This is a genomic window from Blautia acetica, from assembly GCF_038739805.1.
In the GTDB taxonomy this organism is placed as follows: domain Bacteria; phylum Bacillota; class Clostridia; order Lachnospirales; family Lachnospiraceae; genus Blautia.
Genome location: NZ_JBBEWO010000004.1, coordinates 113,041 through 136,145 on the forward strand (window position 1 = coordinate 113,041; position 23,105 = coordinate 136,145).

Sequence of the window (23,105 nt, forward strand, 5' to 3'; positions counted from 1 at the left end):
GATGAAAAAACGAATAGCGAGAATTCTGGTACTGATACTTGTTTTTTTATTAGGCGTAGCTGGATTCAGTGGACTGATGAATAGTCAGAACACAGACAATAAGACAGATCTGCAGACAGCAGTCATTCCCTGTATGGCCATGAAAATCGGAAATACGGAGGTAAACCGCATGTACGGATATGCCCAGGATATGGACGAGTCTTACATGAGAGATACGCTGACCCCTGTGGGAACAGATAAAACACTGGCCGTAAGCATTACCCCGTATGGGAGAAAAATCGAAAGTCTGGTGTATGAAATCAGGACTGCAGATGGAAGTAAGGTTGTGGAAAACAATAAGATTAAAAACTTTCAGGAAGAAGCAGACGGAAAACTTACTGCGGAGTTTACTTTGCAGAAATCCATTCTGATGAATCAGGAATACTCTCTGAGTTTTACCTTAAATACAGAGGCCGGAAGCTGGACTTATTATACAAGGCTGATTCAGAGAGCAGGGCTTAGTACGGATAAATATATCGACTTTGTCAACAGTTTTTATACCAAGTCCCTGATGCAGGAGGACAACGGAGATTTGCGGACCTATCTGGAAACGGACAGCAGTATCTCCAACAATAGTTTTAATGATTTGGATATTCATGCCAGCCTGGAAATGGTGACCTGGGGGTCTTTGGCTCCGGAACTGAGCAGACCGGGTATTCCCTCCATTAAGGAAATCAATGAAAATACGGGAAGCGTTTCTATTACCTATTATATTACTGCTGAAAATGAAAACGGCGAAGTGGAGCGGTATCAGGTGGATGAGTTTTACCGTATGCGGTATGACCAGACGAGAGTGCGTCTTCTGGATTTCCAACGCTCGGCCAAAGAAGTGCTGACTACGGAACAGAATATTGTATCAGAAGGTCAGCTGAATCTTGGAGTTACCGGAAAAGATATTCAGTATCTGTCTGACAGCGCAGGGAAAATTGTGGCATTTGTGCAGCAGGGAGATTTGTGGTCTTACAATCTGGAAACCAATAAACTCACCAGGGTATTCAGTTTTCGGGATGTAGGAAGCAATGATGAGCGCAATGACTATTCACAGCATGATATTGATTTGGTTCGGGTCAGCAAGAACGGAGATATTGATTTTGTGCTTTATGGGTATATGAATCGTGGAGAGCACGAGGGCTGTGTAGGAGCAGCTGTTTATCACTATTCATCTGAACAGAATGTGATTGAGGAAAAATTTTTCCTGTCTTCCTCAAAATCTTTTGAATTTTTGCAGCAGGAAATTCAGGATTTTTCTTATATCAGCAAAGACGGACATTTTTATGTGCTGTTAGGCGGACAGTTGTATGACATTCAGATGGAAGATAAGAGTTATACTGTGATGCAGAAGGATATTGATAAAGAATGTTTCAAAGTTTCAGAAAATCAGCGGTATGCGGCCTGGATGGAAGGTATGGATAAGAATAATACGACGGTCATTACGCTTCTGGATATGGAGAAAAATATGAAACAGGAGATAAAAGCAGAGGACGGTACGAAAATACGGCTGTTTGGCTTTATTAACAATGATGTCGTTTATGGTGTGGCAAAAGATGGCGACATTAAGCAGAACAGTGCAGGAGAAACGGATTTTGCCATGACGGAAATTCGTATTCAGAATTCAAAAGGAGAGGTTAAGAAAACTTATCAGCAGGACGGATATTATATTATGGACGTTATCTTCCAGGACAACCTTCTGGAACTGGAGAGAGCCCAGAAGCAGGGAGATACCTATCAGAAGGTCAGTAACGGACAGATTTTGAATAATGTGAAGGACAAGCAGGATGAAACCTTTTCTGTGGTAATGCTGTCTACTGTACGTCAGGCCGCTGTTATGGGACTGCAGTTCACAGGCGGCAGCAGCCAGGAACCGTTGATTATGGAAGCAAAATTTACAGAACTTTCCGAAGATGATGTGCTGGATATGAAAAATGAGACGAAGGTCGGGGAAGAATATTATGTGTATGCCATGGGAAAACTATGGGGGATTTACGAAAGTGCTGCAGAGGCAGTAAAAGCGGCGGATGAGCAGGCTGGTGTGGTATTGAACAGCAGTCAGCAGTACCTCTGGGAGAGAAGGAATACAGCGGCAAAAGCCAGCATTGCTCTGGAGGATATTCCGGATGCGGTGAAGAACGCGCCCCTTGATGTCAGTCAGCTAAAGGACGACTTAAAAGGAGAAGGAACGGTTGTGAATCTCACAGGATGTACGCTGGAGCAGGTTTTATATGAAGTTGGCGTACAGCGTCCGGTCATTGTAAAGAGTAAGGACGGACAGGCGCGGGTGATTGTAGGATTTGACAGTTATAATACCACGCTGTATAATCCACAGACCCAGGAGACTGAACTTATGGGACTGCAGGACAGTACCAAGGCTTTTGAAGAAAACGGAAATGTATTTATCTGTTATGTAGAAAATATTGGAGAATAATTGCAGAAAGGAAAAAAACTATGGACGAAAGAATTAAAAAACTGGCAAAGGTGCTGGTACATCATTCCTGCCGTGTGCAGCAGGGGGAAAAGGTATACATCAATTATACCGGGTATGAAACCACAGCTTTGGCAAGACAGATTATCAAGGAGGTTTATGAGGCAGGAGGCCTGCCTTTCCCTCACTTTATTGACCCGCAGGTGGACAGAGAAATGCTGCTGCACTGCACAAAAGAACAGTTAGAACTTATGGCTGAAATTGACGGAAAAGAGATGGCGGAAATGGATTGCTATATCGGTATCCGGGGAGGGGCAAATGTCTCTGAAAAAGCAGATGTTCCGGCAGAGAAGATGAATCTTTTCGAGCAGTATTACAGCACTCCGGTGCACGGGGATATCCGTGTGCCAAAGACAAAATGGGTAGTGCTCAGATACCCAAACGCTTCTATGGCTCAGCTCTCCAATACCAGCCAGGAAGCTTTTGAAGATTTCTATTTTGATGTGTGTACACTGGATTACAATAAGATGGCAAAAGCCATGGAATCTCTTGTAAAATACATGGAAAAAACGGATAAAGTGCGCATTACGGCTCCGGGAACGGATTTGACTTTCTCCATTAAAGATGTGCCTGTTATTCCCTGCAGCGGCGAGTGCAATATCCCGGACGGAGAAGTATTTACAGCCCCGGTGAGAAACTCTATCAATGGTACGCTGTGCTATAATACACCGTCTGCATTCCAGGGATTTACTTATGAGAACATCTGTCTGGAATTTAAAGATGGTAAAATTGTGAAGGCTACGGCAAATGATACAGAGAGAATCAATAAAGTATTTGATATTGACGAAGGGGCAAGATATGTAGGCGAATTTGCTATTGGGGTGAATCCCTATGTGCTGCACCCAATGAAGGATACACTTTTCGATGAGAAAATCCAGGGTTCTATCCACATTACACCGGGAAGATGTTACGATGAGGCGCCCAACGGAAACGATTCTGCCATTCACTGGGATTTGGTGCTGATACAGAGACCGGAATACGGCGGCGGCGAGATTTATTTTGATGATGTGCTGGTGAGAAAAGACGGCAGATTTGTAGTACCGGAACTGGAAGGACTGAATCCGGAGAATTTGAAATGAAAATTGCCTTATTGCTGAAAGAACATTACAGGGAACACGCTGTACAGTGGCAGAATAGTCTTTTGCCAAAAGTGCAGACTGAATTTGTTTCCTACAGCACCTTTGAGGAATTGGAGGAATGTTTCTACGAATTAAAAGACCGGGTGGACGGAATTTATGTCAGTGGAATCATGCCTTACCATGCGCTTGAACTTCTTATATCCGAGGAAGACCAGGTGTGTCTGGCTTATTCTCCTATAGATATGGAAAACACTTACCGGATTTTGCTGCAGAAAATGGTGGAATCCGGAGTGCACAGCCTTTCCAGAATCGGAATGGATTTTCTGAGAGGAAATGCAGATTTGGAAAATCTTATTCGTACAGAGAAATTTTCCCAGGCCGTGCATGAATACGAAAAGAAATGGGAAAAAATGAAAACTGTGGAAGAGATTGACGAAGAAGAACAGGCTATCTGCCAATACTATAGAGAACAGTGCCGTAAGAACCGGTTTGATATGGTGATTACTTACTTTCATTCTGTGGCAGAAAGCTTACAGGAATTTGATGTAGAGTGTTTCTATGTATATCCCAGTGTACAGGCTTTCTTGCAGATTATGGAAGGGTTGCAGAAAAATATTTCTTTAAAGTCTATGAAAAAGAAAATACCGGCCGTGATATACATTGATTTGGATGAGGCAGACAGGAAAAGCCCGGATATCCGAAAGGCTATGGAACAATTCAATAAAAAGCATTTGAATCAGATGATGCTAAAGGAAAACTACGCAGGTCTGGAATATATTACCGATTATGCATTTCTGCGAAAAATCACAGAGGGATTTTCAAAATGCAGAATTGGCGCCTGGCTGCAGGAGCAGATAGGTTTTACGGGGGCCGTAGGATATGGATTCGGAAATAATTTGTCTCAGGCCAGACTAAATGCCATAGACGCGTCTCATTACGGGAGAAACATCAAGGGAAATGGCTGCGCCAGTGTGTTAATTGACGGGGAAGAAAACCTGATTGTTTTGAAAAAGGGCAGTACAGAACAGCCCATTAATGTTTCAGAAGGGTATATCAGTGAAATTGCCAATCGGGTAAAGTTGTCTTCTGAGACGATTCTGAAGGTTATCGGCGTTATGCAAACGTATGGAACAGCAGAAATCACATCACAGGAACTCATGGATGCCCTGCATATTTCTCTTCGGACGGCCAATAAGTTTCTTTCTAATCTGGAAAAAAACGGATATGCCCAAGTGGCGGGCTTGAAAAGAAGCGGAAACAAAGGGCGGCCTGTAAATGTATACCGGATTTTAATGAATTATGAAAATTAAAAATGCCGCATGCAGTGCATAGGGAGAGAATACAGAAATCCTTCCTATGGACGGCATGCGGCTTTTTATTGCCTTACCAAATGCAGGTTGCAATGGCGATTAAAACTCCCTGGGTTACAAGCAGTATGAGGAAAAGGGGAACAATAAATTTCCACCATTTATCCATTTTTACCCCGGCGATACCACACATAATCGGTGTCATGGCAGTTGGCCAGATAATATTGGAGAGACCGTCACCAAACTGGAATGCCAGGACTGCTACCTGTCTGGAAATACCGCATAAGTCGGCCAGAGGGGCCATAATCGGCATACTGGTTACTGCCTGTCCGGAATCGGCAAAGCTGCGGGCCACCTTTTTTGCAATGATATTGGGACCCCATCCCATAATAAGGGAACTGATAATTCCCATAATAAGGAAAACACCGCTCAAGTCTTCAAAGTACCAGCCTTTCATCTTTGTACCCCAGACAATAACGGCAATGCCTGCAGCCAGAACGCCCAGAACCAGTTTCTCCCGGATACCGAAGGGGTGCTTTTCGATTTCTTCCGGATTCATGGTCAGATGGTCAAAACTATCACCATGCACAAGACTTTTGGCAGGGTCTGCCTGGACTTTCAGCGCATATCGTATGGTAAAGGCAGAAGCTACGACAATCATGGTCAGATGACAGACGAGACGGAAAGGAATTCCAGACATCTGCGGAAGTCCGGCAATACTCTGAGCCATACCTACGGTAAAAGGATTCATCACAGCGCCGCTGTATCCCAGACCGGTTCCAAGAGCTACAATGGCCAGACCTACCACAGCGTCATATCCCAGGGCAATGGCAATTCCCACAAAAATCGGAATAAAAGGAAAGGCTTCTTCAAATACGCCAATAGTGGAAGAAGCACAGCCCAGCACCAGAATGAAAATCGGAATAATGACAGCACGGGTTTTTCCTTTTAATACTTTCAAAAGTCCTGCCACCAGTCCGTTGAAAGCGCCGGTGGAGATAATCAATCCAATGGCAGCGTAGGCAATAAAGACGAAGAAAATAACGTCAGCGCCATTTAACATACCATTGTAAATCGCTTTTATAGAGTCAAAGAGTCCAACAGGGGAAGACTCTACGGTATGATACGTTCCCGGCACTACTACTTCGGTGCCTGCTTCATTTACTGCGCGTTCAAATTCTCCGGCCGGGAGAAGCCAGGTAGCGATAGCGCATACAAGAATAATGGCAGAGAGCAGAACAAAAATATGGGGCAGTTCAAATTTTTTCTTTTGCTTTGTTTCAGAAATTTTCTTCATAGCATAACCTCCGTTTCTACTTTTCCGTTTTTTTCTTTAATTCCTGTTTCCAGACTTCCTGTATGTTTTCCCGGAAGTTCTGATCTTCAAATACCTTCAGCACCAGTGCAGAGAGGATTTCGGCGCCGTTTGCCAGAGCTTCGTAAGCGGGAGGCTTTTGGGTAGCTTCCCGGAAAGCAGAAGTGTGCAGGGCCAGATTTTCCTCTGTGATAGAGAGCAGAGGCTGGATGGAAGGACAGTGATAGCTGACATTGCCCATATCAGAGGAACCGGTAGCCGGCTGAACGGGACCGGAGCACAGACCGAATTCTTTAAAATAATCGGTGACCGTATCTTCCAGAAGGGGGATACGAACCATATCGTAGAAATCGGAAAGTCCAAAGCTTAAAGAAACTGTGCAGTCCAGCGCCATAGCTGCGGCATTGGCACATTTTTTTATCATTTCGTCCACTTCCTCCAGACGGGACAGAGAAGCGGTACGGAATTCCATACGGATTTTGGCATAATCGGGGATGATATTAGGAGCCTTACCTCCGTCTAAAATGACGGCATTCACATGAACATCAGGGGTAAAACATTCCCTTCGGGCGTCAATCAGGTCTAAAAACTTTCTGGCAGCAGCCAGAGCGCTCTTTCCGCGCCAGGGTGCGGCTACGGCATGAGAGGTTTCACCGTGAAATTCTGCAACATAGCAGCGCAGGCTGAGAACGTCCATGTTGGGAAGGGAAGTACCGCCTGCCCAACTGTGCATCATAACGGCCAGAGCCATGTTATCAAAGATACCCTGAGAAGCCATGCCGATTTTTGCGCCGTTTTCCTCTTCAGCAGGGGTTCCAATCACATACAGTTTGCCGCGAAACTGGTCTTTCAACTCCATGAGAGACATGCCAGTAAGAACAGAAAGCGCGCCGTGCAGGTTGTGTCCGCAGCCGTGTCCGATTTCCGGCAGAGCGTCATATTCCGTTAAGAGGGCCACAGACGGACCGTCTCCATTGTCCAGACAGGCGCAAAAGGCAGTATCATATCCGGCATAAGGGCAGGTGACGTCAAAACCGGACTGTGCAAGGAGTTCTGCGATTTTGCGGCTGGATTCATATTCTTCATAGGACAGTTCCGGGTGTCTGGCTAAAGATTCGCTTAAGGACCGGGCTTCGGGCAAATGCTGCAAGACAGCAGACCGGATTTGTTGTTTTCGTGTTGTTTCCATAAAAATCCCCTTTCTCTGAATAATAAAATACCGAATTGCGAGTGCGCTTTGCTAAAGCATGAAATATTTAAAGCACACTTAAAGCATTGCATGGGTCAATGGTAGCATATGTGCATAGAAAAAACAAGCTATAATATTTACAATTGTTGAAAATAACGGTAAATATAAAAAAGATATGTGGATATTGTATTAAAAGTAGTAAGAAGAGGAAAAATGTCATAAAAATTGTATGAAAAATCAAAAAAGAGAAGAGAAAAATAAGACGGTACAGAGAAGAAAAACAGGATATGGGATACAGGAGGTTTGCTATGGACGAAAATATCCAAGTTTAGCCTTGCACACAGCAAAACAATGGGATATACTGTAAAGAAGTCCATTGAAATATCAGACAGATGACCATATGGGAAGGAGATAGAGCTAATGCAGTTAACAACAGTAAAAGAGATTTACAAAAGTACAGAGCAGTATCTGGACAAGGAAGTGACCGTGGGCGGCTGGGTCAGAAGTGTTCGTGATTCCAAGACCTTTGGCTTCATTGTCCTTCATGACGGAAGTTTTTTTGAAACTCTGCAGGTGGTATACCATGATACCATGAGCAATTTCCAGGAGATTTCCAAATTAAACGTAGGTGCAGCCATTGTGGTAAAAGGAACTTTGGTAGCTACACCTCAGGCTAAACAGCCGTTTGAAATTCAGGCAACAGAAATCAGTGTGGAGGGGGATTCTGCAGCTGATTACCCGCTTCAGAAGAAACGCCATTCCATGGAATATCTGAGAACGATTTCTCATCTGCGTCCCAGAACCAATACATTCCAGGCCGTGTTCCGTGTGCGTTCCCTGATTGCCTTTGCCATTCATCAGTTCTTCCAGGAGAGAGGATTTGTCTATGTACACACTCCTCTGATTACAGGAAGTGACTGCGAAGGGGCCGGAGAAATGTTCCAGGTTACCACCATGGATTTAAATGATATTCCGAAGACCGAAGACGGAAAAGTAGATTTCTCTCAGGATTTCTTCCGCAAACCTACCAACCTCACGGTAAGCGGTCAGTTAAACGGGGAAACTTATGCACAGGCTTTCCGCAACATTTATACTTTCGGACCGACTTTCCGTGCAGAAAACTCCAATACTACACGCCATGCGGCAGAGTTCTGGATGATTGAGCCGGAAATGGCTTTTGCAGATTTAGACGATAACATGGCGCTGGCTGAGGATATGCTGAAATACGTTATCCGCTATGTACTGGAAAACGCACCGGAAGAAATGAACTTCTTCAATTCCTTTATTGACAAGGGACTTCTGGACAGACTGAACCATGTGTTAAACTCTGAATTTGGCCATGTAACTTATACAGAAGCCATTGAAATTCTGGAAAAAGCAAACGATAAGTTTGATTACAAAGTATACTGGGGCTGTGATTTACAGACTGAGCATGAGAGATATCTGACTGAGCAGGTATACAAACGTCCTGTTTTCGTTACCGATTATCCAAAGGAGATTAAGGCTTTCTACATGAAGCTGAACGAAGACGGAAAGACGGTTGCGGCTATGGACTGTCTGGTTCCGGGAATCGGAGAAATTATCGGCGGAAGCCAGAGAGAAGATTCCTACGAAAAACTTTGTGCGAGAATGGATGAACTGGGACTGAACAAGGAGGACTATGACTTTTACTTAGACCTTCGTAAATACGGTTCCACCCGCCATTCCGGATATGGATTGGGATTTGAAAGATGCGTGATGTATCTCACCGGTATGCAGAACATCCGTGACGTCATTCCATTCCCAAGAACTGTAAATAACTGTGAATTATAAAAAAGGAGTATTATGAAATTTTTCCATATAGCAGATGTGCATCTGGGGGCAGAGCCGGACAAAGGGTATGGCTGGAGTGCGGACAGAAGCCGGGAAATCTGGGAAAGTTTTCGATACGCAGTGCAGCAGGCCGGCAGAGAACATGCCGGTCTGTTTCTCGTTGCAGGAGATTTATTCCACAGGCAGCCCCTGACAGGAGAACTGAAAGAAGTGAATGCCCTTTTTGCGTCCATACCGGACACAAAAGTAGTGCTGATTGCGGGAAATCATGACTATATCAAGGGAAAACCCATGAAAGAGAGAATCCAGTGGGCGCCTAATGTATTCTGGCTGGAAAATGAAGAAATGGAAGTTGTAGAATTTGCCGACCTCGGTGTGCGGGTTTATGGTTTCAGCTATCACAGCCGGGAAATTCGGGAGCCCCGCTATGAGCAGTTAAGGCCGAAAGATAATGTTTGCAAAAACATTCTTCTGGCACATGGCGGAGACGAAAAACATGTTCCCATCAGCCGCGATACCTTTCTGGGAACAAAATTCGATTATGTGGCTTTGGGGCACATTCACAAACCGCAGATATTGGAAAAAGACCGGGCAGTCTACGCAGGTTCTTTGGAACCGCTGGATAAAAATGAAACAGGTCCTCACGGATATATGAAGGGAGAACTGACTTCCCAGGGGACCTCCATTACCTTTGTACCCTGTTCCCATCGGGAATACAAGCGAATCAAGATACAGGTAAAAGAGCAGACTACCCAGTTTTCTCTGGAAGACACTCTGGAAAAAGCCATACAGGAACGGGGAGTGCAGCACTTGTACTGCGTGACTTTAGAAGGAAACAGGGCTTTTGGAACGGAATTTCTTCCGGACAGGCTGTATCCGTTGGGAAATGTGCGGGAAATTCAGGATAATACCCGTCTGGCTTATTCTGTAGATACATTAAAGGAAAAATACAAGGGCAGCATACTGGAAACTTATATCCGGCTTCTGGAAGAAGAAGATACAGAAGAATGGAAAAAGGCATTGGGTTACGGTGTGGAAGCACTTTTGGAATCCGGGGAGGAAATGCCATGATTTTAAATAAATTGCTGCTGAAAAGTTTTGGGAAATTTCAAAACCGGGAAATTGTTCTGAAGGAAGGTATCAATGTTGTGTATGGAGAGAATGAAAGCGGAAAATCCACCATGCATACCTTTCTTCGTGCCATGTTCTTTGGTTTGCGCAGAATGAGGGGGAAGGCTTCCCGGACAGACACTTACACCCGTTATAAACCATGGGGAGAGAACGCCCGGTATGAGGGGATTCTCTGGTTTACCTGCGGAGAGAAACGATTTCGGCTGGAGAGAGATTTTTCTGTACCCCAGTCCCCGGCAACACTTTTCTGCGAGACGGATGGGGAACTTTTGTCTGTTGCAGATGGGGATTTGGATATGCTGCTGGGCAATATATCAGAGACAGTGTTTCAAAACACGGTGTTTGTTCCCCAGGCAAAAAGCCGGACCGAGGAAGGCTTATATACGGAACTCAGAGACTATCTGGCAGATTTTCAGGGAACCGGAGATATCCGTTTTAACCTGGAAGGCGCAGAGGAAATTTTAAAAGGCAGGAAAAAGTTCTGGGAACAGAAGGAAAAAGAAGAACAGCAAAAGAAAGAACAGGAAGAAACCAGAATCCGCTATAAAATACAACATGAGCAGGCGGAAATGGAAAATCTGGAAGAGAATCTGAAAAGTCTGGAAAAAAACAGCGGTATGTTAAAGGGACAGACGGCAAAATTGGAGAGAGCGGAGCGAGAAGCAGAAAAGCAGAAAGAAAGCAGCAGGAGATTTCAGACAGTCTGGCGAATTTGGACGGTTTTTCTGGCTGTAATTGCCATGCTGGGAATTGGAAACAGGATTTCTTTTGCTGTCATGGCTTTTCTGCTCTGTCTTCTTCTGGCAGCAGGAGCAGGACTCTGGTTTTATGAGAAGCGGCAGACCTTTACGGAAGATGCTGGGAGAGAGGATGCTGAAAATTATGCGCGTATTCGGGAACGGCAAAAAGTTCTTCTGGAAAGTCAGCGGGAGAGAGTAACGAGGCTGGAGAATCTGGAAGAAGAATATCGGGAACTGCGGCGGAACAATGAAGCGCTTCTTCGTATTCGGAAAGAAATCCGAAGCATAACCCTGGCCATGCAGAAACTCCAGGAAGCGGCAAAACGGATGCAGGGATTTACCGGAGGAATTCTGACCCGGAAAATGTCAGAAGCAATCAGCGGCATTACCGGGGGAAAATATAGACAGGTTGTATTGGACAAAAATTTTCAGATTTACCTGGATACGGAGGAAACATGTCTGGAACTTCATCAGGTCAGCTATGGGACAGCAGAGCAGGTATATCTGTCTCTTCGCATGGCCTGCCGGGAAATTTTATGCCGGGAGGAGGAACTTCCTCTGGTGCTGGACGAGACTTTCGCCATGTACGATCGTAGACGCCTTTTAGAAACCTTGAAATATATCAGTCAACGAAATTCTCAAGTGATTCTTTTTAGCTGTAATAAAAGGGAAATAGAGATTTTGGAAGAGGCCGGGATACCGTTTCATTGTATAGAACTTTAATACGTATTACATGGGGCTTCAGAACATAAGGTGAATATTCCCAAACCACAGTTCTCAGCATATACTATAAAAACATTGTGAATGCATAAGGGATGCAGAGAAATGAAAGAGTATGTATCCACATCATTGGAAACCCATTTGTTTTTTGGAAGAATTATGAAAGAACACGCGCTGTTTCTTCTGGCTGCTTTTCCGGCAGGAGAAACGGAATATAAAAGCAAAGCAGACTGCTTCCGCGAACAATTTGAAAAAGTACTGGAGCAGACCGTACACCTGGCAGACGGAATGGTAAGCGAAGAGGTTTTAGATTCCGGGGAAGTGTTCACGGAATTTACGGAAATGGCAGAGCGGCATACCAGGAAACTGACTCAGATTCCCATTGATATCCGTATTACCCAGGCAGAAAAGAAACTGCGGGCAGGCTGCGGAAACTGTCCGGACAGGAGAATGACACAGCAGATACAGTGTTTGAACCGGAAAGTTCTTCATCTGTTAAATGGTTTGATTGCGTTTAAAAAGAAAATATTGCAGGAGGTTCTTGCTTGTAATCTGTATACGGCAAATTATCCGCTGCTCATTGAACATATTATCCGGGAGGCAAAATTATACCGGCAGACCATTACAGCGCTGGAACAAAAGGGGTGTATGATGTCCCAGGATTTAAAAGCTGCAGAGCAATTTTGGAATCAGATTATGATGGAGCATGCGTTGTTTATCCGCGGGCTGCTTGACCCCACAGAATGTGAACTGATAGAAAAGGCAGATGCTTTTGCCGGGGATTACTGCAGTCTGCTGGAAATGGCAAGAAAGCAGGATTGCCGGACTGTGGTTCAACTGACGGGAAAAACACTGGAAACAACGGAGAAGTACCGTGATTTTAAAGCAGCAGGTGCAAAAGGAATTACGGGCTGTAGTATACGTTCCGTAATCCTTCCTCTGTTGGCAGACCATGTCCTTCGGGAAGCAAATCATTATCTCCGTATTCTGGAAGAAGAGGGGTAAAAGAGGGCAGGTAACTCCCTATTGTTCCTATGTTCTTTTTGTGCTACAATCAAACCACAAAAGAGGAAAGCACAGTACGAGAAGGAATATGCCCATGGGATTACTGGATTATTTTTGGGGAGCGAGGAAAAAAACAAAGGCGAATGTGAAAAAAGAGGTTTCCGGCAAATGCCAGGAACTTTTGCAGTGGAGCGGGTATTGGAATCAGCTTGTGGATGCAGACCACTATATTTCACGCAAAGAGTATCAGGCAGAACTTCAGCAGTATACGGAAACTATGAGATTTTTTCATTCTCTGGACGAAAACGATATTCTGGAGGATTATTGCGCAAAAAACGGGTTTGATGCCAGCCAGGCCAGAGACTTGTATCACAAATATGAGCAGGCAGATAAGCTTGTGGAAGCAGCAAACGAGGCATATCTTGCAGCCCGGCTCATAGAAGAGAAAGAATATCTGGATCATATTCTGAAGGATGTAGACCCGGTGATTCGTCTGGATGATGACCAACGGCGGGTTGTTCTTTCAGACGAGGATTACAGTCTGGTGGTGGCCGGAGCCGGGGCGGGAAAAACAACGACGGTTGCGGCAAAGGTAAAATATCTGGTGGAAAAGCAGGGAATCGACCCCAGCCAGATTCTCATTATTTCCTTTACCAACAAAGCGGTGAAGGAATTGCGGGATAAAATTAATGAGAATCTGCAGATTCCCTGTCCCATCGCGACTTTTCATTCCACGGGGAATGCGATTCTGCATAAAAATAATCCCGAGCAGCTCAACATTGTGGATGGAAGTAAACTCTACTATTGTGTGCAGAATTATTTCAGAGAGAAAATTCTAAGGGATCCAAGTGTGGTGGACAGTCTGATTCTATTTTTCGCCTCTTATTTTGATGCTCCTTACGAAGGGGATGATATCAATCACTTCTTTCATCACATGGCCAATGCCAATTATGCGACTATGCGGAGTGAATTGAACGATTTCAAGGAAGAGATTATTGACAGAAGGAGCAAAAAGAAAACTACCATTCAGAATGAAACGGTGCGTTCCATTCAGGAAGTAGAGATTGCAAATTTTCTGTATTTAAACAGCATAGATTACGTTTATGAACCGATTTATAAATACAATATTTCCATGGCGAAAAAGCCCTATACGCCGGATTTTATGATAAAACAGGGGGAGCATATTGCTTATCTTGAACACTTTGGCATTACGGAAGACGGAAAGAACTTTCTGTATGACAAAGAAGAACTGGAAGCGTATAAGAAAGCGATTAACGATAAAGTTCTTTTGCACCGGAAACATCACACAGAACTTCTTTATACCTTTTCGTCTTTCCGGGACGGCAGAAGTATTTTCCAGCATTTGGAAGAAAGCCTTGTGCAGCATGGTTTTACGTTAAAGCGGCGTCCAAATGAAGAAATTGTCAGGAAGCTGGTGGACTCGGAGGAAAATAAATACATCCGCCGTCTTGTGTTTCTGGTGACGAACTTTATCAGAAATTTTAAAACCAACGGGTATGATGAAAGGGATTTCGACAGACTGGCTCTGACAACGGAAAATGTAAGAACAAAGTTATTTCTGGACATTACCCATGCCTGTTTTTTGGAATACAAGAAATTTCTGGTTGAAAATCATGCCGTGGACTTTGAGGATATGATTAACGAGTCTGTGCGGGTTCTCACCGAAGTAAAGGACATGAAGCAGAAACTGGATTTCAAATATTTGATTGTAGATGAATATCAGGATATTTCCAGGCAGAGATTTGATTTGGTGCAGGCTTTTTCAGAAGTAGCGGATGCCAAAATTATGGCTGTGGGAGATGACTGGCAGTCTATCTATGCATTCAGCGGTTCAGACATTACCTTATTTACTCAATTTGAGGAGAAAATGGGTTATGCAAAGCTGATGAAAATTGTAAGGACGTATCGAAATTCTCAGGAAGTCATTGATATTGCGGGGAATTTTATTCAGAAAAATACGTCACAAATCAGAAAGTCTTTGATTTCGCCAAAACATATGGAAGAACCGGTTATTATTTATACTTATGACAGCCGGGCAAAGGACCCTAAGGCAGACCGCAGAAGCGGGGCAGCCTATGGGGTAGCTTATGCGGTTCAGACGGCCCTGGAACAGATTATGAAGTATGAGCAGCAGGAGGAGAAGAAAGACAAGAAATCCAGTATTTTGCTGTTGGGAAGATTTAATTTTGATGGGGACAGGCTGGCCAGGACGGGACTTTTCGAGTACATCAGCAGAGGATCGAAGGTGAAATCTGTCAAATATCCGGATTTGGATATTACCTTTATGACCGCGCATGCTTCAAAAGGTCTGGGATATGACAATGTCATTGTCATAAACGGACGTAATGAAACGTATGGATTTCCAGCCAAAATTGAAGACGACCCGGTACTGTCCCTGGTAATCAGAGAAGACCGGAGTATGCAGTATGCAGAGGAGAGAAGACTTTTTTATGTAGCTATGACCAGAACGAAGAACCGGGTATATTTCATTGCACCGGAACAGAATCCTTCGGAGTTTTTACTGGAAATCAAACGGGAGTATAAAAATGTCTTTCTGCGGGGGAAATGGTCGGAAGAAAAGCCGGAGATATCCGGCAAATATAAATGTCCAATCTGTGGATTTCCTCTTCAGCTGAAATATAAGCCTGCCTATGGACTGCGCCTGTATATCTGCACCAACGAACCGGAAATCTGCAGTTTTATGACCAGCAATCTTCGCGGAAAAAAACTTTCGATTATGAAGTGCCCCGATTGCCAGGATGGTTATCTGGTGGTGAAAACTCCAAAAAATCAGAGCCAGTGCTTCCTTGGCTGTACCAATTATAAAGTCAACGGTCAGGGGTGCAACAAGACGATTTCCATGCGGGAATATTATAAAATGATGGAATATCCTCTGTCGGAATTGGAAGGGACGGCTCATGAAAAGATGGCATCTGCCCAACCGAGACCAGGAGATAACTGGGAACAGGATATTATGGAGATTACCAAAAACAAGAAGGTGGACGAGTCCGGGTATCCTGTGTATAAGGACCACAATATTCTGGAAATTGCAGGAACTGTGCTGCAGTGTCTGGTTCATATCAGTGAAAAGAAATTTTACGGTGAAACCATACTCATCGGAAGCTTATGCGGTTCTTCGGATAAGAGAATTCTTCAGGACGGGCTGGAAAAATTGCCGGAATACGGGAAGCTTTCTTATCTGGGCCGAAGCAATGTCCGGAAAGTAGTGGACTGGCTTTTGGAGCAGCATTATATACTGGAAACAAAGGGAGCCAATCCGGTTCTGCATATTACCAATGAGGGACTGCATTATAAAGAGCATATGACGCCGGGGAAGATGAAAGGGCTTTTGAAGGTGCTGGATGAGGGATCATTCATTTGAGCTTTTAGTTTAGAAGATAGGTCTGTTCAAAATAAACCAATCAGAAAAAATCTCTGTACATTTTCTGCCCTCCATGCTATCATAAACAAAGAAATACCCATACAGCAGGCAGTTTGACAGGTCTGTAAATACAATTTGTACAGAGGGAAAAAATATGGAAATTCAGGAAAAGATGAGAAAGCCGATGTTGGAGGCGAAATATCTGAATGTGGAAAATACAGACAGATATCGCCCTATCATCCGGCTTTTTTATTTAAAATATGAAAAACTGAAATACTGGCTTTATCAGGAAGAGGTTTTTGAAGAATTAAAAGAAGACCCGTATTTTGCGGATTATACCATGGAACAGTGCCAGCAGGACCTTACAGCCCTGGCCTCCTGGGGAAACCTGGTTACCATTCAGGATACCAGAAAGGTGACGACCATTGAAGAGTTCAAGAATAAAAAGTTCCGGTACCAGTTGTCGGAGACAGCCGTGGAAATCGAGCGTATGGTCATACGAATCGAAAATCTGTTTATTGAAGGCTCTTCACTGGAGCCGACTCTGTTGGAGCGGATTCGGATCAATCTGGGAAAACTGGAAGAAATGTCTGTAAAAGAGGATGAAAAACTGCATGCCTGGTGGAACGATTTGAACAATGATTTCATTCGGTTAAACCAGAACTATCAGGATTATATGCGGGAACTGAACAGTGTAAAAGCAGAAGAGATGATGAAAACCAGGGAGTTTCTTTTATTCAAGGACCGCTTAATGGAATATCTGAGTTCCTTTGTGAAAAGCCTGCAGGTGAACGTGGCGGCTATTGAACAGGAACTGCGGAAGGTGCAGGAAGAAACGGTGAAGGATATTCTGAAGAAAGTCACTGCTTATGAGCTTTCCATTCCTCGTATGGATGTGGAAATTGATGAACAGATGATTTACGAAAAAATGAGCGGCCGCTGGGAAAGTATGGTGGAATGGTTTGCAGGAAAAGACGGACAGGAATCGGAAGCCGGGAAGGTGTTTGATACCACCAACGAGATTATTCGGAAAATTACCCGCTATGCAACCCGCATCAGCGAGATGAGCAATCAGGGTTCCAACCGGCGGGAGGAATATAAAAAGGTGGCACAAATGTTCGCAAAATGCAGGGATCTTTCTGAGGCGCATCGGCTGGCAGCAGTGGTTTTTGGCGTGGAAAAACCACTGCATTTAAAGGGCGAAATGCCCAGGGAAACAGATAGTATTAACAGCGGTGTGTATGAAGAGAATCCTCATGTAGTTACGGTAACTCCAAGAGTTCGCACCTATCGGGAAAAGGCGAAAAGAAGTGGGATTATAGACCGCTCAGAAGAGAAAGAAGCCATGCGTAAGGCTGAGATACAGAGGCTGGAAAAGGAACGGAAATTATTAAGAAGTTACATCAAAAACGGCCGGCTGGAGTTTGCAAATCTTCCGGTGATTGAGCCTTATGTGCGGGATATGTTTCTTCTGTGGATGTCTAAGGCCCTGGAGAAGAAAAACCACAGAGCTAAGACAGAAGACGGTCAGATTTACTATATTGAACAGACCGATACCAAGGAATACTGTACATTAAAATGCACAGACGGAGAGTTTCAAATGCCTTGTTATACCATGGTATTTGAAGAAAGGGAACAGGAAATATGAAGGTACTGGAAGTGTTGCTGAACCGCAGATGGATTCTGAAATCCAGGGAGCGGGAATTGTATTATCAGGTAAAAGAAGCACTGGCATCCGGAGAGGAAAAGAAGTTTTTAAGAGAAAAGCTGGGGTATCAGGTGCTGATCAATCCCTATATGATTAAGGTGGAAAAACTGCCGGCAGTTCCGGAAAACTGGATGGGAATCTCAGACTTTCGTGACCCCATTGAGTATGTATTTTTCTGCCTGGTTCTCATGTTTCTGGAGGATAAAGAAGCAGAGGAGCAGTTTGTGCTTTCGGAACTGACGGAATATGTGCAGAGTCAGTATGAGAAGGAGCAGATTGACTGGACCATTTACCGCTACCGCCGCCATATGATAAAGGTGATGAAATACTGTGTGGCTTGCGGTATTCTGGATGTAAATGACGGAAGTGAAGAGGGATTTGCAAAGGATGATACCAGTGAAGTCTTGTATGAAAATACAGGTGTTTCCCGGTATTTTATGAAGAATTTTACCCAGGACATTATGGGATATACAGCGCCAAAAGACTTTGAAAAAGAAGAGTGGATTGACTTAAACGAGGACCGGGGAATTGTCCGCAGACAAAGAGTTTACCGAAGACTTCTGATGCCCATGGGCATGTACAAAGACACAGATACAGAAGAAGATTTTGCCTATGTGCGGAATTACCGGAATATGATACAGGGCGAATTATCGGAGTTATTTGAATGTGAACTGCAGGTACACAGCAGCAGTGCTTTTCTGATTTTGGGAGAAAATTGCAGGCTTGGACGGACTTTTCCGGAAGAAAATACGTTGTCCGATATTGTGCTGCTTTTGTATCAGCTCTTGCAGGAAGAAATCCGGGAAGGGAAAATTGAGGTGTCTTTGGACGAACAAATCCGCCTTCCAAAAGAGAATTTTCAGCGGCTTATAGAGAAATGCAAGGAGCGGTTTGGGGCTGGTTTTAATAAGACGTACCGGGAAATGACCTTTGCAGAGTTTTACCGGGAAGTCTATGACTATATGGAAAATCTGATGATGATAGAGCAGGCTTATGGGGATGTATGCATCAAACCTGTGGCAGGAAAAATTGTGGGAAGATACCCGGAAGACTTTAGGAAAGAGGGAGGAAACGATGAATAGTGGGAAGTGGCAGATAAACAAAGTGGGACTGGTGGATTTCTGGTACTATGATGAGGAAGCCTTTGATTTTTCGGAAGGACGCATGCTGTTAAGAGGTGCCAATGGTTCCGGAAAATCGGTTACCATGCAGAGCTTTATTCCTCTTTTACTGGATGGAAATATGCGTCCGGAGCGCCTGGACCCCTTCGGTTCCCGTGCAAGGAAGATGGAGAATTATCTTCTGGAAGAAGGGGATGAGCGGGAGGAAAGAACCGGTTATCTTTACATGGAATTTAAACGGCTGGAGAGTGAAGAATACCTGACTTTGGGGCTGGGAATCCGTGCAAGAAAGAATAAAAAGCTGGAATCCTGGTATTTTTGCATTACAGACAACCGACGAGTGGGGCGGGATATTTTTCTGTATAAAGATGTGGAAAACAAAATCACCTGTTCAAAAATAGAGTTGAAAAACAGGATTGGAGAGGGTGGAAAGGTCATGGAAACCCAAAGCGAATATACCGCCTGCGTCAACCGTCTGCTCTTTGGATTTGAAACTCAGGAGGAATATAAGGAACTTCTGGAACTGCTGATTCAGCTTCGTACTCCGAAACTCTCCAAGGATTTTAAACCTACGGTTATCAACGAAATTTTGAGCAGTTCGCTGCAGACCTTGTCGGAAGATGATTTGCGGCCTATGTCTGAGGCCATTGAAAATATGGATAATCTGAAAACCAACCTGGATACCTTAAACGAGAGTATCCGTGGGGCCAGGCAGATTGAGAAGGTCTATGACCAGTACAATCAGATTGTGCTGTACGACAAAGCCCTGCTGTTTGCAGATGTGGGAAAGGCTTATGAAGCCTGCCTGACTACGGAGAAAAAATTCACAGAAGAACTGACCCAAAAAACAGCTGCTCTGACAGAAGAAAAACAGAGGTATCAGGAACTTGTGCAGGAGGAAGAGGTTTTAAAAGAAGAAAAAGAATCTCTTACGAAAAGTGATGCGGCAAAGTTAAAGGAGCAGGAACTGAAGCTGGCAGAAGAGCTCCGGGAAAAGGAAGAAGAGAAAAAGACCAAGGAACGTCAGGAGCAGGAGAAAAAGGATAAGCTGCTGGAGGCAGAGGAACGGTTAAAAAAAGAGCAGGAACACAACGAAACAATCTGGGAAGAGATGGAAAACTGTCTGGAAGAAATGGAAGAGGAGATGGAAGAAGTCCCATTTGATGACTTTGCATTTTTGAAAAAAGAACTGCTGGAAGATAAAATCCCGGATTATTCCTTTGGGTCTCATACGCAGCTTTTGAAGGATTATACAGAGAAAGTAGAAAAGGGAAAAGAAAGTCTGACAGAGGAGAAAAACTGTCAGGAAAAATACGACCGGTATTTGAAGGAACTGGATGTGTGCCAGGAAGAACGAAACGCAGCAGAACGGGAAGTCCAGCAGTATGAGCGGCTGCTGCAGGAAACAAAGGCAGAGCTGACAGAACAAGTGTATCTCTGGGAACGGAAAAATCAGGAGCTTTCTCTTGCGCCGGAAGTCTTGCAGGAAATTTCCAGAAAGATTCAGGAGTATGAGCAGGGAAAGGATTATTCCGAAATACGGGAACTGGCGAAGCCGAGGCTGTATGAGAAGGAAAGCAGTTTTACCAGAGAAAGGCTGCTGCTGGAGCAGAATCTGGAAACAGAAAGCCAAAAACTTCAGGGATTGGAAGAAGAACTGACAGAGTGGCAGAATCAGAAAGACCCGGAGCCCCGGCAGCCGGAGTGTGTACAGGAAAACCGCCGTCTTTTAAGAGAAAAAGGCATTCCGTACCAGCAGTTTTATAAGACCATAGAGTTTGGACAGAACTTAGAGCCAGAGCGGGCAGACAGGCTGGAAGAAGCCCTGCTGCAGATGGGAGTACTGGATGCGCTGATTATTTCAGAAGAATACAGGGAAAACGTGCTGGCACTGGACAGCGGCGTATGCGACAAGTACATCTTCAGTGATGTTTCTCATGTGCAGGAAAACCTGAACAATGTGCTGGATGTGGATAACGGGGAACATGATATTTTGCTGTACCAGAGCATTTCCAATATTTTATCTTCTATTGGTTTTGGCAGAAAGACAGAGCAGGGAACTTCCTGGATTGACGAACAGGGTAACTACCGCCTGGGGGTTCTGGAAGGAACTGTTACCGGGGAATACCGGGCCAGATTTATTGGCGTGGGGGCAAGAGAGCAATATCGAAGGGAAAAGATAGAAGAACTGGAAAGTCTTTGCCGGGAGACGAAGCAGCAGGTGGCAGAGATAAAGGCCGCACTGGAGAAAAACCAACTGCGTCTGGAGCAGCTTCAGAAGGAATGGACAGAATTTCCAAAAGACGAAGATTTGAAAACAGCGGCGAAAGAGCTTGCGGACTGGGAATACCGCCTGGAACTTGCAGTCAGACGAGTGGGAGAGCAGCAGGCACTTACAGAAAAAGAGCGGAAGAAATTAGATGCAATCCGGGTCAAAGTAAGGGAATTATGCGGGAAATGTTACCTCTCCCCACGGTTGGATCTTTTTGCTGCTGTATTGGAATCCCTGTACAGATATAAGGAACTGATTTCGGACCTGCAGGTGGCTTACGGCAAGTACCAGAACGGAATCCGGTATGTGGAAAGTCAGCGGGAATATAGGGAAGGAATCGAGCTGGACTTAGATGATATCCGATATGATTTGAACAGGATTCTTTTAAAAGTCCGGGAACTGGAAGGTTTTCTGGACTCTGTGCGGAAACAATTGGCGCTTACGGATTATGAAGAAATTAAGGATCGTCTGGACTACTGTATGCAGCGTCTGGTTCTTCTGCCCGGTGAGAGAGAAAGCTGTGTGGGAAGGCAGAACAGACTGGAAAAAGATGCAGATGTGCTGCAGGAAAAAATACAGGAAAATGAGAAGAAAAAGGCAGAACTTCTGGAGAGAAAAGAGAAATACTGCCGTGTTTTTGAACTGGAATACCGTCTGGGATATGTGGAGCAGACTTTTCAGGAAACGGAAGATATGGGGACACTGGCTAAGGCGGTATGCAGCCGGTTTGCGGGCAGTTTTGGAAATAAAAAGCAGAGTGATGTCTTTGGCAGTCTGCAGGAAGCCTATCACCAGAACCGGGGATATCTTTTGGATTATCAGATTACCCTGTCCTCTCTTTTCGGAGAACTGGATGAGGAAAGCTCCTTCCTGGACATGAGTGTAAAGCGGATTGATATTTCGGCAAAATACAGGGGAACGGCAGTAAAATTTAAAGAGCTGCTGGAAAAGCTCTGTGAAGATGCAGAAGCCCTGGCGAAGATTTTAAATGAAAGGGACAGGGAGCTGTTTGAAGATATTCTGGCCAACACCATCAGCAAGAAAATCCGTGCAAAAATCCAGGCAAGCAGGCGCTGGGTAGAGAAAATGAATGCACTTATGGAGTCTATGCAGACCTCCAGCGGACTGAAGCTGAGCCTGCGTTGGAAAAATAAAAGAGCAGAAAAGGAAGAACAGTTAGACACCAGGGCTTTGGTGGAATTATTGCAGAAGGATGCAGAAATCATGCGTACGGAAGAGATAGAAATGCTCTCCCGGCATTTCCGTTCCAAGATTGAGGAAGCAAGGAAAATCGCAGGGGATATGGGAGCTGTGCAGTCTTTCCATGCAACCATGCGTGAGGTTCTGGATTACCGGAAGTGGTTCGAATTCCAGTTGGAGTGTCAGAAGACAGGAGAGAAGAAGAAAGAACTGACAGACCGGGTCTTCTTTACCTTCAGTGGAGGAGAAAAGGCCATGGCTATGTATGTGCCGCTGTTTTCTGCAGTTGTGGCCAAATATGCAGGAGCGCGTCCGGATGCACCCAAACTGATTTCTTTGGATGAGGCTTTTGCAGGTGTAGATGAAACCAATATCCGCGATATGTTCCGCCTTATGGTAGAGTTTGAGTTTAACTTTATGATTAATTCGCAGATTTTGTGGGGAGATTATGATACCGTCCCGGCCCTTGCTATTTATCAGCTGATTCGCCCGGAAAATGCCAGATTTGTATCCGTGATCCGTTATCTCTGGAATGGAAAAAAGAAGGTGATGGTGACGGATAAGACAGAAGAAGAGGTATAGAAT

General features: G+C 44.5%; 14 protein-coding genes. 12 read left to right on the plus strand and 2 right to left on the minus strand.

Translation table 11 applies throughout. The features are described 5' to 3' along the window. Position 1 precedes the first annotated feature (1 nt). Genes WBS51_RS04320 through WBS51_RS04330 form a run of 3 tightly spaced genes read left to right on the plus strand, consistent with a single transcriptional unit; the run spans position 2 to position 4,907 of the window. Positions 2–2,461 carry a hypothetical protein gene (locus tag WBS51_RS04320; RefSeq protein WP_173748872.1) on the plus strand — a complete coding sequence of 820 codons (2,460 nt, stop codon included), beginning with the start codon at positions 2–4 and terminating at the stop codon, positions 2,459–2,461. A gap of 20 nt (positions 2,462–2,481) precedes the next feature. Continuing rightward, complete coding sequence (locus WBS51_RS04325; RefSeq protein WP_173748873.1) at positions 2,482–3,597, plus strand: aminopeptidase; 1,116 nt, start codon at positions 2,482–2,484, stop codon at positions 3,595–3,597. Continuing rightward, positions 3,594–4,907 carry a winged helix-turn-helix domain-containing protein gene (locus WBS51_RS04330; protein ID WP_294460712.1) on the plus strand — a complete coding sequence of 438 codons (1,314 nt, stop codon included), beginning with the start codon at positions 3,594–3,596 and terminating at the stop codon, positions 4,905–4,907. Before WBS51_RS04325 ends, WBS51_RS04330 begins: the two co-directional genes overlap by 4 nt. Positions 4,908–4,980: 73 nt before the next feature. Here WBS51_RS04330 and WBS51_RS04335 read toward each other — a convergent pair whose 3' ends face one another. Together WBS51_RS04335 and WBS51_RS04340 are read right to left on the minus strand one after the other, a co-directional pair. Continuing rightward, entirely contained in the window at positions 4,981–6,201 is a 1,221-nt protein-coding gene (locus tag WBS51_RS04335; protein ID WP_294460717.1) for a YfcC family protein, read from the minus strand. A 16-nt stretch (positions 6,202–6,217) separates the two neighbouring features. Further along, complete coding sequence (locus WBS51_RS04340) at positions 6,218–7,408, minus strand: amidohydrolase (RefSeq protein ID WP_291681918.1); 1,191 nt, start codon at positions 7,406–7,408, stop codon at positions 6,218–6,220. A 229-nt stretch (positions 7,409–7,637) separates the two neighbouring features. On the opposite strand from WBS51_RS04340, the gene WBS51_RS04345 reads away from it, so the two are divergent. The 9 genes from WBS51_RS04345 to WBS51_RS04385 all read left to right on the plus strand — a co-directional run bounded on the left by WBS51_RS04345 (position 7,638) and on the right by WBS51_RS04385 (position 23,102). Next, on the plus strand, positions 7,638–7,775 hold the full coding sequence (locus WBS51_RS04345) for a hypothetical protein (protein WP_342694046.1): 138 nt from the start codon (positions 7,638–7,640) through the stop codon (positions 7,773–7,775). Between the two features lie 53 nt (positions 7,776–7,828). Continuing rightward, positions 7,829–9,220: an asparagine--tRNA ligase gene (gene asnS, locus WBS51_RS04350; RefSeq protein WP_173748877.1), complete on the plus strand. Its 1,392-nt coding sequence runs from the start codon at positions 7,829–7,831 to the stop codon at positions 9,218–9,220. A 12-nt stretch (positions 9,221–9,232) separates the two neighbouring features. After that, positions 9,233–10,291, plus strand: a complete 1,059-nt coding sequence (locus WBS51_RS04355) for a metallophosphoesterase family protein (RefSeq protein ID WP_294460724.1) — start codon at positions 9,233–9,235, stop codon at positions 10,289–10,291. After that, the gene (locus WBS51_RS04360; protein WP_342694047.1) at positions 10,228–11,814 is read left to right on the plus strand and encodes an AAA family ATPase; all 1,587 of its coding nucleotides are present in this window, start codon (positions 10,228–10,230) and stop codon (positions 11,812–11,814) included. Before WBS51_RS04355 ends, WBS51_RS04360 begins: the two co-directional genes overlap by 64 nt. A 102-nt stretch (positions 11,815–11,916) precedes the next feature. Next, positions 11,917–12,816 carry a DUF2935 domain-containing protein gene (locus tag WBS51_RS04365; protein WP_294460730.1) on the plus strand — a complete coding sequence of 300 codons (900 nt, stop codon included), beginning with the start codon at positions 11,917–11,919 and terminating at the stop codon, positions 12,814–12,816. 94 nt (positions 12,817–12,910) lie between these two features. Then, positions 12,911–16,219, plus strand: coding sequence for a UvrD-helicase domain-containing protein (locus tag WBS51_RS04370; protein ID WP_173748881.1), 3,309 nt, complete (start codon positions 12,911–12,913; stop codon positions 16,217–16,219). Positions 16,220–16,373: 154 nt separating this feature from the next. Next, positions 16,374–17,867, plus strand: a complete 1,494-nt coding sequence (locus WBS51_RS04375) for a TIGR02677 family protein (RefSeq protein ID WP_294460734.1) — start codon at positions 16,374–16,376, stop codon at positions 17,865–17,867. Beyond that, positions 17,864–19,009, plus strand: coding sequence for a TIGR02678 family protein (locus WBS51_RS04380; RefSeq protein WP_173748883.1), 1,146 nt, complete (start codon positions 17,864–17,866; stop codon positions 19,007–19,009). The genes WBS51_RS04375 and WBS51_RS04380 overlap by 4 nt, the downstream gene beginning before the upstream one ends. Then, positions 19,002–23,102 (plus strand): TIGR02680 family protein, encoded by a 4,101-nt coding sequence (locus WBS51_RS04385; RefSeq protein ID WP_291681910.1) that lies wholly within the window; start codon positions 19,002–19,004, stop codon positions 23,100–23,102. Before WBS51_RS04380 ends, WBS51_RS04385 begins: the two co-directional genes overlap by 8 nt. Positions 23,103–23,105 lie beyond the last annotated feature (3 nt).